The 13,013-nt window shown below is 63.4% G+C and carries 11 protein-coding genes and 1 pseudogene; 6 read left to right on the top strand and 6 right to left on the bottom strand.

The genetic code is table 11. The annotated features are described in order from the left end of the window. Positions 1-63: 63 nt before the first annotated feature. Positions 64-1,566, top strand: a complete 1,503-nt coding sequence (gene ppx / locus AC5PZ0_RS06240) for an exopolyphosphatase (RefSeq protein ID WP_099430761.1) — start codon at positions 64-66, stop codon at positions 1,564-1,566. Here the strand turns inward: ppx and ppk1 are convergent. After that, complete coding sequence (gene ppk1, locus AC5PZ0_RS06245) at positions 1,553-3,790, bottom strand: polyphosphate kinase 1 (protein WP_493854545.1); 2,238 nt, start codon at positions 3,788-3,790, stop codon at positions 1,553-1,555. The two genes, ppx and ppk1, sit on opposite strands and share 14 nt — an antisense overlap. Positions 3,791-4,006: 216 nt before the next feature. On the opposite strand from ppk1, the gene AC5PZ0_RS06250 reads away from it, so the two are divergent. Beyond that, positions 4,007-4,651 carry a DedA family protein gene (locus tag AC5PZ0_RS06250; RefSeq protein ID WP_177323866.1) on the top strand — a complete coding sequence of 215 codons (645 nt, stop codon included), beginning with the start codon at positions 4,007-4,009 and terminating at the stop codon, positions 4,649-4,651. Positions 4,652-5,152: 501 nt separating this feature from the next. Here the strand turns inward: AC5PZ0_RS06250 and AC5PZ0_RS06255 are convergent. Then, positions 5,153-5,779 (bottom strand): annotated as a pseudogene (locus AC5PZ0_RS06255) (sterol desaturase family protein); the annotation flags it as partial. Positions 5,780-5,891: 112 nt separating this feature from the next. On the opposite strand from AC5PZ0_RS06255, the gene elbB reads away from it, so the two are divergent. Next, positions 5,892-6,560 (top strand): isoprenoid biosynthesis glyoxalase ElbB, encoded by a 669-nt coding sequence (gene elbB, locus AC5PZ0_RS06260; protein ID WP_027592215.1) that lies wholly within the window; start codon positions 5,892-5,894, stop codon positions 6,558-6,560. A gap of 127 nt (positions 6,561-6,687) precedes the next feature. Here elbB and AC5PZ0_RS06265 read toward each other — a convergent pair whose 3' ends face one another. After that, a complete protein-coding gene (locus AC5PZ0_RS06265) occupies positions 6,688-7,143 on the bottom strand; it encodes a YaiI/YqxD family protein (protein ID WP_186703088.1) in 456 nt (151 codons plus the stop codon). 199 nt (positions 7,144-7,342) lie between these two features. Here AC5PZ0_RS06265 and AC5PZ0_RS06270 point away from each other — a divergent pair, with 199 nt between their 5' ends. Continuing rightward, positions 7,343-10,201 (top strand): class I adenylate cyclase, encoded by a 2,859-nt coding sequence (locus AC5PZ0_RS06270; RefSeq protein ID WP_454242780.1) that lies wholly within the window; start codon positions 7,343-7,345, stop codon positions 10,199-10,201. Between the two features lie 69 nt (positions 10,202-10,270). On the opposite strand, the gene rnk is transcribed toward AC5PZ0_RS06270, so the two are convergent. From rnk to cyaY, 3 genes are all read right to left on the bottom strand, one after another. Beyond that, a complete protein-coding gene (gene rnk, locus AC5PZ0_RS06275; protein ID WP_027592212.1) occupies positions 10,271-10,681 on the bottom strand; it encodes a nucleoside diphosphate kinase regulator in 411 nt (136 codons plus the stop codon). Positions 10,682-10,813: 132 nt separating this feature from the next. Next, entirely contained in the window at positions 10,814-11,026 is a 213-nt protein-coding gene (locus AC5PZ0_RS06280) for a DUF1289 domain-containing protein (protein WP_493854546.1), read from the bottom strand. A 1-nt stretch (position 11,027) separates the two neighbouring features. Beyond that, positions 11,028-11,360, bottom strand: coding sequence for an iron donor protein CyaY (gene cyaY, locus AC5PZ0_RS06285; RefSeq protein WP_027592210.1), 333 nt, complete (start codon positions 11,358-11,360; stop codon positions 11,028-11,030). 190 nt (positions 11,361-11,550) lie between these two features. On the opposite strand from cyaY, the gene lptM reads away from it, so the two are divergent. Next, positions 11,551-11,754 carry an LPS translocon maturation chaperone LptM gene (gene lptM, locus AC5PZ0_RS06290; RefSeq protein WP_033693895.1) on the top strand — a complete coding sequence of 68 codons (204 nt, stop codon included), beginning with the start codon at positions 11,551-11,553 and terminating at the stop codon, positions 11,752-11,754. Between the two features lie 9 nt (positions 11,755-11,763). Further along, positions 11,764-13,011, top strand: coding sequence for a diaminopimelate decarboxylase (gene lysA / locus AC5PZ0_RS06295; protein ID WP_099430766.1), 1,248 nt, complete (start codon positions 11,764-11,766; stop codon positions 13,009-13,011). Positions 13,012-13,013: the final 2 nt, after the last annotated feature.

The following is a 13,013-nucleotide window of genomic DNA, read 5'->3' on the forward strand; positions in this document are numbered from 1 at the left end:
GCGTTGGCGACAGCCCCGTATCGTGGCACGATTGCCAGGTTAACGACCGAGAACATCCAGATCATGCCGCATACCAACGCGAAGAACCTGTCTCTGATCGCCGCCATCGACCTTGGCTCCAACAGTTTTCACATGGTCGTGGCCAAGGCCCACCACACCGAGATCCGCATTCTCGAACGGCTGGGGGAAAAGGTTCAGCTGGCCGCCGGCATCGACGAAGAGCGCAAGCTCAGCGAAGAAGCCATGGAACGAGGCCTCGACTGCCTCAAGCGCTTCGCCCAACTGATCAACGGGCTGCCCGCGGGTGCGGTGCGCATCGTTGGCACCAACGCCCTGCGCGAAGCGCGCAACCGCAACGAATTCATCCAGCGCGCCGAGGCCATTCTCGGGCACCCGGTGGAAGTGATTTCCGGCCGTGAGGAAGCCCGCCTCATCTACCTCGGCGTCTCCCACACCCTGGCCGACAACCCCGGTAAGCGCCTGGTCGCCGACATCGGCGGCGGCAGTACCGAGTTCATCATCGGCCAGCGGTTCGAGCCACTGCTGCGCGAGAGCCTGCAAATGGGCTGCGTCAGCTTCACCCAGCGCTACTTCCGCGACGGCAAGATCACCCCGGCGCGTTATGCCCAGGCCTACACCGCCGCGCGGCTGGAGCTGATGAGCATCGAAAACGCCCTGCACCGCCTGACCTGGGACGAAGCCATCGGTTCGTCCGGCACCATCCGCGCCATCGGCGCAGCCATCAAGGCCAGCGGCCTGGGCAATGGCGAGGTCAACGCCGAAGGGCTGGCGTGGGTCAAACGCAAACTGTTCAAGCTGGGCGAGGTCGACAAGATCGACTTCGAAGGGGTCAAGCCAGACCGCCGCACCATCTTCCCGGCAGGCCTTGCGATTCTCGAGGCCATCTTCGACGCCCTCGAACTGCAACGCATGGACCACTGCGACGGCGCCCTGCGCGAAGGCGTGCTGTTCGACCTGCTCGGCCGCCATCACCACGAAGACGTGCGCGAGCGCACCCTCAATTCATTGATGGAGCGTTACCACGTCGACCAAGGCCAGGCCGCGCGCGTCGAGCGCAAGGCACTGCATGCGTTCGACCAGGTAGCAAAAGCCTGGAAGCTGGAAGAGGGAAATTGGCGCGATCTTCTGGGATGGGCCGCGAAAGTGCACGAAGTTGGGCTGGATATCGCCCACTATCACTACCACAAGCACGGCGCCTACCTGATCGAGCACTCCGACCTGTCGGGCTTCTCCCGTGAGGATCAGCAGATGATGGCCCTGCTGGTACGCGGCCATCGCCGCAATATCCCCAAGGACAAGTTCGCCGAGTTCGGCGATGAAAGCGTGCAGCTGATTCGCCTGTGCGTGCTGCTGCGCTTCGCCATCCTGTTCCACCACATTCGTGGCACGCAGCAAATGCCGAAGGTACAGCTGCAAGCAGGCGACAACAGCCTCGATGTGGTCTTCCCAGAAGGCTGGCTGGAGCAGAACCAGCTGACCCAGGCCGACTTCGCCAACGAGGCGGAGTGGCTGGCCCGGGTCGGCTTCGTCCTCAGCGTACGTTGAGGACCGGGTTGCTCAGGCGCTCCAGCAGGGTCGCCTGGGCACTGCGCGGGTTCTGGTTGCCGGTCGGGGTGCTGCGCACGTAGCGCCCATCCGACTGCAGCGTCCAGGCATGGGTGTTGTCGGTCAGGTAGCTTTCCAGCTCTTTCTTCACCCGCAGCAACAGCTTCTTGCCTTCGACCGGGAAGCAAGTCTCGACACGCTTGTCGAGGTTGCGCTCCATCCAGTCGGCACTGGACAGGTAGATCTGCTCCTCGCCGCCATTGAGGAAGTAGAACACCCGGGTGTGCTCCAGGAAGCGGCCGATGATCGAGCGCACGTGAATGTTGTGCGAAACCCCCGGAATACCTGGCCGCAGGCAGCACATACCGCGCACCACAAGGTCGATGCGCACACCGGACTGGCTGGCCTTGTACAGCGCCTTGATGACCTTGGCATCGGTTAGCGAGTTGAACTTGGCGATGATGTGCGCGGGTTTGCCTTCGAGCGCGAACTGGGTCTCGCGGGCAATCATGTCGAGCATGCCCTTCTTCAGCGTGAAGGGTGCGTGCAGCAGCTTTTTCATGCGCAGGGTCTTGCCCATGCCGATCAGCTGGCTGAACAGCTTGCCGACGTCTTCGGTGAGGGCGTCGTCAGAGGTCAGCAGGCTGTAGTCGGTGTACAGGCGGGCGTTGCCGGCGTGGTAGTTGCCGGTACCCAGGTGCGCATAGCGGACGATTTCGCCCTGCTCACGCCGCAGGATCAGCATCATCTTGGCGTGGGTCTTGAACCCGACCACCCCGTAAATCACCACCGCACCCGCCGCTTGCAGGCGGCTGGCCATCTGAAGGTTGGACTCTTCGTCGAAACGCGCGCGCAATTCGATCACCGCAGTGACTTCCTTACCGTTACGGGCAGCGTCCACCAACGCGTCGACGATTTCCGAGTTGGCACCGGAGCGGTACAGGGTCTGGCGCACGGCCAGCACATGCGGGTCCTTGGCGGCCTGGCGCAGCAGGTCGACCACCGGCGTGAACGACTCGAACGGGTGCATCAGCAGCACGTCCTGTTTACTGATCACGCTGAAGATATTGTCGGCGTTCTGCAGCAGCTTGGGGATCGCCGGGGTGAACGGCATGTATTGCAGCTGCGGGTGGCTGTCGAGGCCGGTGATGCTGAACAGGCGGGTCAGGTTGACCGGGCCATTGACCTGGTACAGCTCGCTCTCGCTCAGGCTGAACTGCTTGAGCAGGTAGTCCGACAGGTGTTTCGGGCAGGTATCAGCCACCTCAAGCCGCACGGCATCACCGTAACGGCGCGAGAACAGCTCGCCGCGCAGGGCGCGGGCCAAGTCGTCGACTTCTTCGGAGTCCAGCGCCAGGTCGGCGTTTCGGGTCAGGCGGAACTGGTAGCAGCCCTTGACCTTCATGCCCTGGAACAGGTCGTCGGCGTGCGCGTGGATCATCGACGACAGGAACACGTAGTTAGCGCCCGGGCCACCGACTTCTTCAGGCACGCGGATGACCCGCGGCAACAGGCGCGGCGCCGGGATGATCGCCAGGCCCGAGTCGCGGCCGAAGGCATCGACGCCTTCGAGTTCAACGATGAAGTTGAGGCTCTTGTTCACCAGCAAGGGGAACGGGTGCGTCGGGTCGAGGCCGATCGGGGTGATGATCGGCGCGATCTCGTCACGGAAGAAGCGCCGCACCCAGGTCTTGAGCTTGGGCGTCCAGTGACGGCGACGGATGAAGCGGATGTGGTGTTTTTCAAGCTCTGGCAGCAGCACGTCGTTGAGGATCGCGTACTGGCGATCCACCTCGGTGTGCACCAGCTCGCTGATGCGCGCCAGCGCCTGGTGCGGCTGCAAGCCGTCGGCCCCAGCCTGTTCGCGGGCGAAATTGATCTGCTTCTTCAGGCCGGCGACGCGGATCTCGAAGAATTCGTCGAGGTTGCTGGAGAAGATCAGCAGGAATTTCAGACGCTCGAGCAGCGGGTAGCTCTCGTCCAGTGCCTGCTCCAGCACCCGAATGTTGAACTGCAACTGCGACAGCTCGCGATGAATGTACAGGCTGCTGTCGTCAAGGCCCGGGACGGTGATCGCCGGTGCCGGCGCGGGGGCCGGTGCCGCGGCCTCGACCACATGCTCGGGCTCTGGCGCCGGCGGCAGGTCTGGCGGGGTTTGCACCATCTCTTCGGGGACTGCCTGGGCGTCCTTGATCGCGACAGGGGTGAGCACTTCATTATTCATCTGGACGTTCCTGGAGGACGTTAACGCCCTATCATCAATTGAGCGGGACGATAAGCGGCCATTATGACGCCTGTGTTACACCCACTGGCAAGCCTGCGACTTGTGTCCGGAGGCATTGTCCTTGTAGGAATTGTTCACGTCGAGACACATTTGGACACTTTCATCCACGCGCGCGAAGGGGTAGGCTGCGCGTTCATTTCGCCAGCACCTCAGAAAATGCTTCAACAATTCCTGCAGGATTTCGGCTACTTCGCCCTTTTTCTAGGCACCTTCTTTGAAGGCGAGACCATCCTGGTGCTTGCGGGTTTCCTCGCGTTCCGCGGTTACATGGACATCAAGCTGGTGTGCTTGGTGGCCTTCTTCGGCAGCTATGCCGGCGATCAGCTGTGGTACTTCATGGGCCGTCGCCATGGGCGCAAGATCCTGGCACGCAAACCGCGCTGGCAGGCCATGGGTGATCGGGCGCTGGACCACATCCGCCGCCACCCCGACATCTGGGTGCTGAGCTTCCGCTTCGTTTATGGGCTGCGCACGGTCATGCCGGTGGCCATTGGCCTGTCGGGCTATCCGCCGCGCCGCTACCTGCTGCTCAACGGCCTCGGTGCCGCCATCTGGGCGCTGGCCCTGGGCGCAGCGGCCTACCACTTCGGCGCCATCCTCGAAGGTTTGTTGGGCAATGTGAAGAAGTACGAGCTATGGGTGCTCGGCGGCCTGTTGTTGCTCGGCGTCCTGCTCTGGCTGCGCCGGCGCTTCCGCACCCTGCGCGCGGAGCGCAAGGCGGCGGCACTGGCTCAGGCCCCAGACGCTGAGCAGGCTGTAAGCCAGGAGCAGGACCCACCCAAGCGGCGTGATCACCGCTAAGCCCAGAGCGCCAGCCAGGTACAGCGCTGGCGCATTCGACAGCAACCGCGCCCGCTCCAGGCGCACGGCCCAGGGCCGGTTCTCCAGCAGCGCGCCGAGCACGAACAGGCCCAAGGCCATGATCGACCAGCCCAGTATCAGGGCGGCGGCAGGCACGCGCTCCGCGGCCTCCATCAAATAGCTGCCCAATGCCACATAGACGACGAACTGCGCCGCTACATAGGCCTGCTGCGCCCGCCCCAGGGCAACCTCGAACTTGCGAAACAGCGCCAGGTCCGGCTTGGCCTGCGGGTAACGCGCCGCGACATCGGCCGGGCGCCAGCCCGTGGGCATGAACCAGATCCGCCACTTGTCCCACACGCTGCGCGTGCGCCGGGCATCACGCCACAGCTGGGCGTAGAACTGCAGGTTGGCCCACAGCGGGTTCCAGCTGGCCAGCGGGGTGGTCACGCCGAACACCACAGGCTCGGCCGGGTCCTCTTCCTTGAACGTTCCGAACAGGCGGTCCCAGAGAATGAACACGCCGCCGTAATTGCGATCCAAGTAAACAGGATTTTGCGCATGGTGGACGCGATGGTTGGATGGCGTGATGAATATCCACTCAAGCCAACCGAGTTTGGCAATGTGCCGGGTATGCACCCAGAACTGGTACAGCAGGTTCAGCGACGCCACGGTGATGAACACCAGGGGCGGCACGCCGATCAGCGCCAATGGCAGGTAGAAGATCCACGAAAAGATGAAGCCGCTGCTGGTCTGGCGCAGCGCCGTGGTGAGGTTGTACTCCTCGCTTTGGTGGTGCACCGAATGGGCCGCCCACAGCACGTTGCGTTCGTGCCCCAGGCGGTGCAGCCAGTAGTAGCAGAGGTCGTACAGGACGAACGCCAGCACCCACACCCACCACGCTTGCTGGGGCAAGCGCAGCAGCGCCAGATGCTCCCAGGCCAAGGCATAGGTCAGCAGCCCGACCCCTTTGGTCAACAGGCCAGTGCTGGTCGACAAGACGCCTGTACTCAGGCTGTTGATCGCGTCGGCCAAGGTGTAATTACGCTGGCCACGCACGCGGTCAGCCACCAGTTCAACGGCGATCAATACGAAGAAGAACGGCACGGCCAGCAGTATCAGGTCCATGGTGACGACCTCAGGCGTTATCCACAAAGATTAGGCCGCGACCGCGGGAATCCCTATGGCTACATCTGCCAAACTAGAGGACATTTAGCGCCTCGACACTGGAGTAATGAGCATGACGAAAAAAGTAGCGGTGATACTTTCCGGCTGTGGCGTCTATGACGGCGCCGAAATCCACGAAAGCGTGATCACCCTGCTGCGCCTCGACCAGCGCGGGGCGCAGGTGCAGTGCTTTGCGCCGAACATCGCGCAGATGCATGTGATCAATCACCTGACCGGCGAAGAGATGCCCGAGTCGCGCAACGTGCTGGTGGAGTCGGCGCGTATTGCCCGTGGCGAGGTCAAGGACATCCGCGAAGCCAATGCCGAAGACTTCGATGCACTGATTGTGCCCGGTGGTTTCGGGGCGGCGAAAAACCTCTCCAACTTCGCCGTCGAAGGCACCAACTGCAGCGTCAACCCAGACGTGCTGGCCCTGGCCGAAGCCTTTGCCGATGCCTGCAAGCCGGTTGGGCTGATCTGCATCTCGCCAGCACTGGCGGCGAAGATCTACGGCCCAGGCGTGGTCTGCACCATCGGCAACGATGCCGGCACGGCTGCTGCGGTAGAGAAGATGGGTGGCAAGCATGAAGAGTGCGATGTGCACGACATCGTTGAAGACACCCAGCGCAAGTTGGTGACGACCCCGGCCTACATGGTTGCCAAGTCGATCAGCGAAGCGGCCGGTGGGATCTACAAGCTGGTAGACCGGGTGCTGGAGCTGACCCACGAGGGCGACCAATAACCCCCAGCCTGCGCTGCCTTTGTAGGAGCAGCCTTGCGCTGCGAAGAGGCCGTTGAAGCCTCAAGAGATTCAGTGGCCATGCCGGCCCTTTCGCAGCACAAGGCTGCTCCTACAAAAGCCGTGGACGTCAGGTGGGCTTGGACAAGCGCGCGATAATCCGGTCCAGCGCATTGGCGAATGCCTGTTTCTCGCGCTCGCCATAAGGCGCCTGCCCTCCCCCAACCTGCCCTTGCTCGCGCAAATCGGTGAACAGGTTGCGCGTCGCCAGCCGGTCACCCATGTTGCGCTCGTCAAACTCGCGCCCGCGCGGGTCCAGCGCCGCCACGCCTTTCTTGACCAGCCGATCGGCCAACGGCACGTCGCTGCAGATCACCAGCTCACCAGGCGCGGCGTTGTCGACCAAATAGTCGTCGGCCGCATCCATACCGCTGGGTACCACGATCAGCCGCACACAGGCAAAGGCCGGCTTGCTTTGCGCCTGGCCGGCCACCATCACCACCTCGAGTTTGCGCTTGAGGGCGAACTTGACGATCAAATCCTTTGCCGCCTTGGGGCAAGCGTCGGCATCGATCCATACACGCATCCGTAAACACCTCTAAATCAGCGAGACTACGCTCATGCAGCCCATCATGCCCGAAGCGGGCTGAAAGCTGGAGTCGGCGGGTTTCACCCACACGCAAGGACGCTGGAAAAATGACGCCAACAAATCGATTTAGCGCTTATCCGACTGGTTCACTCAGGCTAAACTCGCCGCAGCCCTACTGGCCTGCCACGAGCGCGCAATGAACCACCCCCAAGAAATCCGCCCAGACCTGGACGAAGGCATCGACCGCAAAGTTCTGGCGACCTTGCGTGCGCGCTTTCTGACGCTCAACCAGGGTCGCCTGCAACGTGCGATGGAGGGGCTGTCGACCCGCCAGCAACAGGTACTGACGCTGTTGCCGCTGCTGTTCCACGTCAACCACCCACTGCTGCCCGGCTATGTCTCCAGCAGCACGCCCGCCGGGGTGGCCGGTTTCGAGCCTGCCGACGACCTGGTCGCCGAAGCGCAACGGCTGGCACGCTCGTTCGCCTACAAGGCTCGCCAGGGGCAGGCTGCCCGCCCAATCCATGGCGTGTTCCTGATGGGCAGCCTGGGCTCGCTGGCCCAGGCCGAACAAAGCGACATGGACTTGTGGGTCTGCCATGCGCCAGGCCTGGGTGATGACCTGCTGAACGAGCTGCGCCGCAAATGCCAACTGCTGGAAACCTGGGCCGCCAGCCTGGGCGCCGAGGCACACTTCTTCCTCATCGACCCGCAAGGCTTTGCACAAGGCGAGCGGGACGGCCAGCTTGGCTCCGACGACTGCGGCACCACCCAGCATTACCTGCTGCTCGACGAGTTCTACCGCACCGCCATCTGGCTGGCTGGGCGTACGCCGCTGTGGTGGCTGGTGCCGGTCTACGAAGAGCACAACTACAGTGCCTATACCCAGACCTTGCTCAGCAAGCGCTTCATCCGCAGCCAGGACGTGCTCGACCTCGGCAACCTGGCGCATATCCCCCCCGGCGAGTTCGTGGGTGCAGGGCTGTGGCAACTGTTCAAAGGCATCGACTCGCCCTACAAATCGCTGCTCAAACTGCTGCTGACCGAAGCCTACGCCAGCGAGCACCCTGCCGTGCGCTGCCTGAGCCTGGACTACAAGCATGCGGTGTTCGCCAACCAGCTCGACCTCGACGAGCTGGACCCTTACGTGATGGTCTATCGGCGCATCGAGCACTATCTCCGGCAACGCGGCGAAACGGCGCGCCTTGAGCTGGTCAGGCGCAGCCTGTACCTGAAGGTCAACAAGAAACTCAGCGGCCAAGTGCGCGCCAACGGTTGGCAGCGCCAATTGCTGCAGCGCCTGGCGGACGAATGGGGTTGGGACGAGCGCCAGCTGGCCCTGCTCGACAGCCGCAGCCAATGGAAGGTTGGCCAGGTCGCGGTCGAACGCCGCGAGCTGGTGGCTGAGCTGAACCACAGCTACCGCTTCCTCAGCCAGTTCGCCCAGACCCGCAACGCCAGCAGCCGCGCCGACCAGCGTGACCTCAATGTGCTGGGCCGGCGCCTGTACGCCGCCTTCGAGCGCCGTGCCGGCAAGACCGAGGTGATCAACCCTGGGATCGCCCCGGACCTGGCAGAGGGCACCCTCACCCTGGTCCAGGCCCCCAACCGCAAAGAGCCGGGTAGCCACCACTGGGAGCTTTACACCGGTAACCTGAGCACGCACGAGGTCACGCATTTCAGCCCTATCAAACGCTGCCGCGAGCTGCTCGAACTGCTGACCTGGGCCCATCGCAATGGCGTCATCGACAGCAGTACACGCTTCGCCGTGCACCCTGGCGCCAGTGACCTGCGCGAGCTCGAGCTGTTCAACCTGCTGGGCAGCTTGCAGCAGACCCTCGACCTGCCGCTGCCGACCGTCAGCGAAGTCCGCCTGCTGCAACCCAGTGTGGCCGACGAAATCCTGTTGCTGATCAACGTCGGCATCGACCCGCTGCGCCAGCACCGCGACCTGAACATCCTGATGACCACCGAGCGCACCGACTCGCTGAGCTACGCCGGCGTGCGCGAAAACCTGGTGCTGACGCTGGACCAGGTCACCCTCAACAGCTGGAACGAAGTGCTGGTACAGCGCTACGACGGCGAGCACGCGTTGCTGCGCTGCCTGCGCGATTACCTCAACAGCCTCGGCCAGCGCGGCCACCGCCCCCGGCTACGGGTGCGCTGCTTCTGCCACAACCGCGCCCAGGCCATCGAGCAGCGGGTCGAGGAGGTGTTCGCCACGGTGCAACAGTTGCTCGACCAGGGGGCGAACTACCGCTACCTGCTGCAGGTAGCCCAGCACACCCATGTGCTGGAGTTGCTGCCTGGCCAGGTAAGCCTGGCGACCCTGGCCAACCATGAGGCGCTGCTGGACTACCTGAGCGAAGAACGCAGCCGCTACAGCCCGCTGCACCTGGACGCCAATGCCCTGCAGGACCACGACCTGGCCCTGGTGCTGGAGCAGGGGCGGCCCGCGTGCATCCAAGTGTTCTATCGCCTGCAAGGCGCCTGGGCCGATCTGTATGTGCTGGATGAGTACAACGCGCTGTGGCAACAGCGCCTGCCATTGCAGGATGAAGCCCATCTGCTGCTGCCGCTGCAACGCTTCCTGCGCTCGGTGCTGATGCGCCGCGATACCCAACTGCCGTTCGACGCCCTGCGCCCCGCTTCGCTGGATATCCACTATGGGCAGTTACTGCCGTCAGGCCCTGGCAAGGCGCGCAGCATCGAGCCACGGCTGGTGCCTGTCGAGGGCAGCGGCCAGCCGTACTATGAGGTTCAGGCGATTATCCAGGGCGGTGCTGCGGGTGCCGTGACGGTGACGTTGTACTGTGACCAGCAGGAGTTCTCCGAGCTGGACCATGGCGACCAGCTGTACGCCGTGGTCGCCCGGCAGATCATCGGGCAACGCCGCAGCGCCGGTCATTACCGCTGCTACATTACCGACCTGGATTTGTCCGAGCTGCTGGGTGATGAGCTGGGCGCGACCGTTTTGTACCTGCGTTACAAGCGGGAGCTGGAACAGGCGCTGAATGAGGGGCTAGAGCAGTTGCAGGCAGCGATCGGGGGGTGAACCAGCGGGGCCGTATGGGAGCGGGCTTGCCCGCTGCCACAGGAGACTTGGCGCAGCGGCCCTCAAGGCTCACAGGTCGAAATCACCCGCCGCTTCTGGCTGGTACTCGACTTCCAGCAGCTTCAGCTTGAGGGTCTTGCCGCCCGGCGCCGGCCAGTCGATCTGCTCACCGACTGAAAGGCCCAGCAAGGCACAACCAATCGGCGCCAGGATCGATACCTTGCCTTCCGGCCCAGCATCCTTCGGGTACACCAAGGTCAAGTGGTAGTCCTTGCCGCTGGCCTCTTCACGGCAGTGCACGCGCGAGTTCATGGTCACCACCCCGGCCGGGACGTCCTCGTGACCGACCACCTGTTCGGCGCGGTCAAGCTCGTCCTGCAGGGCGAGCACACCCGGCGTACTTTCGTCGAGGCTGTCGATCAGACGCTCGAGACGTTGTACGTCCAATCGGGTGAGGATGAGGGAAGGCTTGGTGCTCATGATCCAGTCAGACTCCTTTGAACAGGCAATTTTCGTCGGGCAAATAAAGCAAAACCCCGCCCAAGGGCGGGGTTTATGATGACTTTGGCGTCACCGACGCAGAACCTGACACTACCACAGCCGGGCAAATACTCAAGCCCGTGCGCGCAAGGTCTCGGCTTCGCGGCAGATCTGCCGGCGCCGCTCGTCGTCTGCAGACCGCCATTCGCGGATGTGCTCCACAGGGCGGTGGCAGCCGGTGCAGACACGCTGCTCATCCAGGCGGCAGACGCTGATGCACGGCGATTTCACGGCCGTGCTGACATTGCTGTAGAGCGGCTTGGGCGGCCGCGGCTGCTCACTCATCTCAGATCTCGTCAAAGTCCAGCTTCTCGCCGGCCCGCTCCCAGACGATGCGCTCCAGCATCTCGCCGAGCAGCTCTTCGCTCTTCTCGCAGATCCACTTCTTGCTCTCTTCGTCATAATCGAAGTGGAAGCCACCCGACTTGTCCGCCAGCCACAACTGGCGCAGGGGCTCCTGGCGGCTGAAGATCAACTGGCTGCCGTTGTCGAACTTGATGGTCAGGACACCGGCGGAGTTCTCCATGTCCAGGTCCATGCCGCTCTCGTCGAACAGGTCTTCCAGGGCCTGTTGGGTCGCGTCGACCAGATCATGGAAACGCGCTTCGCTCAAACTCATTGCAGGAACCTCGAAATTGGCTGCGTTACAGGCAAGCCGGGCAAGATACGGGCGCTTGCCGCCGAATGCAAAGATTAGCCATTGCAGGCGGCAAGAATAGCCCGCCCGGCGGACCGGCTCTTGCATAGGCAATCCGCCGGTCGCTCGGTATACTCGGGCGCAATACTGCATATTTCAAAGGATTTCACCCATGAAGCGCCTGATTTCCTCGCTCGCGGCGCTGGTCGCGGTTGCCTGCCTCGTTTCGGCCTGCGGTCAGAAGGGCCCCCTGTACCTGCCGGAAGACGGCAAGGACGGCAAGGGCAGCCAGAAGTCGCATCAGCACAAGCACGCTCCGGCGGTACAGCCGCAAGAAGAGCAGCCTATCCAGCCCGAGCAAACGCCAGAGCAGTAAGGAAATCAGATGAACGCTTTCAATTACCGCGACGGTGAACTGTTCGCGGAAGGTGTAGCCCTGTCGGCCATCGCCGAACGTTTCGGCACCCCGACCTACGTGTACTCGCGCGCCCACATCGAAGCCCAGTACCGCAGCTATACTGACGCGCTGCAAGGCGTCGAACACCTGGTGTGCTTCGCAGTCAAAGCCAACTCCAACCTCGGTGTGCTGAACGTGCTGGCCCGTATGGGCGCAGGCTTCGACATCGTCTCCGGCGGTGAGCTGGAGCGTGTACTGGCCGCTGGCGGCCGTGCTGATCGTGTGGTGTTCTCCGGTGTCGGCAAGACCCGCGCAGACATGCGCCGCGCGCTGGAAGTTGGCGTGCACTGCTTCAACGTCGAATCCACCGACGAGCTTGAGCGCCTGCAAGTGGTGGCCGCCGAGATGGGCAAGGTTGCCCCGGTCTCGCTGCGGGTCAACCCGGACGTCGACGCCGGCACCCACCCGTACATCTCCACCGGCCTCAAAGAAAACAAATTCGGCATCGCCATCGCCGACGCTGAAGCCATCTACGTGCGTGCCGCCCAACTGCCGAACCTGGACGTGGTCGGTGTCGACTGCCACATCGGTTCGCAGCTGACCACCGTCGAGCCGTTCCTCGATGCCCTCGACCGCCTGCTGGACCTGGTCGACCGCTTGGCCGACTGCGGCATCCACCTGCGCCACCTTGACCTGGGTGGCGGCGTTGGCGTGCGCTACCGCGATGAAGAGCCGCCTTTGGTGGCCGACTACATCAAGGCCATCCGCGCGCGCGTCGGCGACCGCGACCTGGCCCTGGTCTTCGAGCCGGGCCGCTACATCGTGGCCAACGCCGGTGTTCTGCTGACCCGCGTCGAGTACCTCAAGCACACCGAACACAAAGACTTCGCCATCATCGATGCGGCGATGAACGACCTGATCCGCCCGGCCCTGTACCAGGCCTGGATGGGCGTCAGCGCGGTCACCCCACGCGAAGGCCAAGGCCGCGCCTACGACCTGGTCGGGCCGATCTGCGAAACCGGCGACTTCATTGCCAAGGAGCGCGAGCTGAACCTGGCCGAAGGCGATCTACTGGCTGTGCAGTCTGCCGGCGCCTATGGTTTTGTCATGAGCTCGAACTACAACACCCGTGGCCGTTGCGCCGAAATCCTGGTCGACGGTGACCAGGCGTTCGAAGTACGCCGCCGCGAAACCGTCGCCGAACTGTATGCTGGCGAAAGCCTGCTGCCGGAGTGAGC

It is taken from the genome of Pseudomonas sp. 5.2, from assembly GCF_059025405.1.

Bases quoted from the DNA above. Each gene is read 5' to 3' on its own strand.
- ppk1 (WP_493854545.1), bottom strand. From the start codon at position 3,790: ATGAATAATGAAGTGCTCACCCCTGTCGCGATCAAGGACGCCCAGGCA.
- AC5PZ0_RS06270 (WP_454242780.1), top strand. From the start codon at position 7,343: ATGAACCACCCCCAAGAAATCCGCCCAGACCTGGACGAAGGCATCGAC.
- cyaY (WP_027592210.1), bottom strand. From the start codon at position 11,360: ATGAGTTTGAGCGAAGCGCGTTTCCATGATCTGGTCGACGCGACCCAA.
- elbB (WP_027592215.1), top strand. From the start codon at position 5,892: ATGACGAAAAAAGTAGCGGTGATACTTTCCGGCTGTGGCGTCTATGAC.
- lysA (WP_099430766.1), top strand. From the start codon at position 11,764: ATGAACGCTTTCAATTACCGCGACGGTGAACTGTTCGCGGAAGGTGTA.
- lptM (WP_033693895.1), top strand. From the start codon at position 11,551: ATGAAGCGCCTGATTTCCTCGCTCGCGGCGCTGGTCGCGGTTGCCTGC.
- AC5PZ0_RS06265 (WP_186703088.1), bottom strand. From the start codon at position 7,143: ATGCGTGTATGGATCGATGCCGACGCTTGCCCCAAGGCGGCAAAGGAT.
- AC5PZ0_RS06250 (WP_177323866.1), top strand. From the start codon at position 4,007: ATGCTTCAACAATTCCTGCAGGATTTCGGCTACTTCGCCCTTTTTCTA.
- AC5PZ0_RS06280 (WP_493854546.1), bottom strand. From the start codon at position 11,026: ATGAGTGAGCAGCCGCGGCCGCCCAAGCCGCTCTACAGCAATGTCAGC.
- rnk (WP_027592212.1), bottom strand. From the start codon at position 10,681: ATGAGCACCAAGCCTTCCCTCATCCTCACCCGATTGGACGTACAACGT.
- ppx (WP_099430761.1), top strand. From the start codon at position 64: ATGCCGCATACCAACGCGAAGAACCTGTCTCTGATCGCCGCCATCGAC.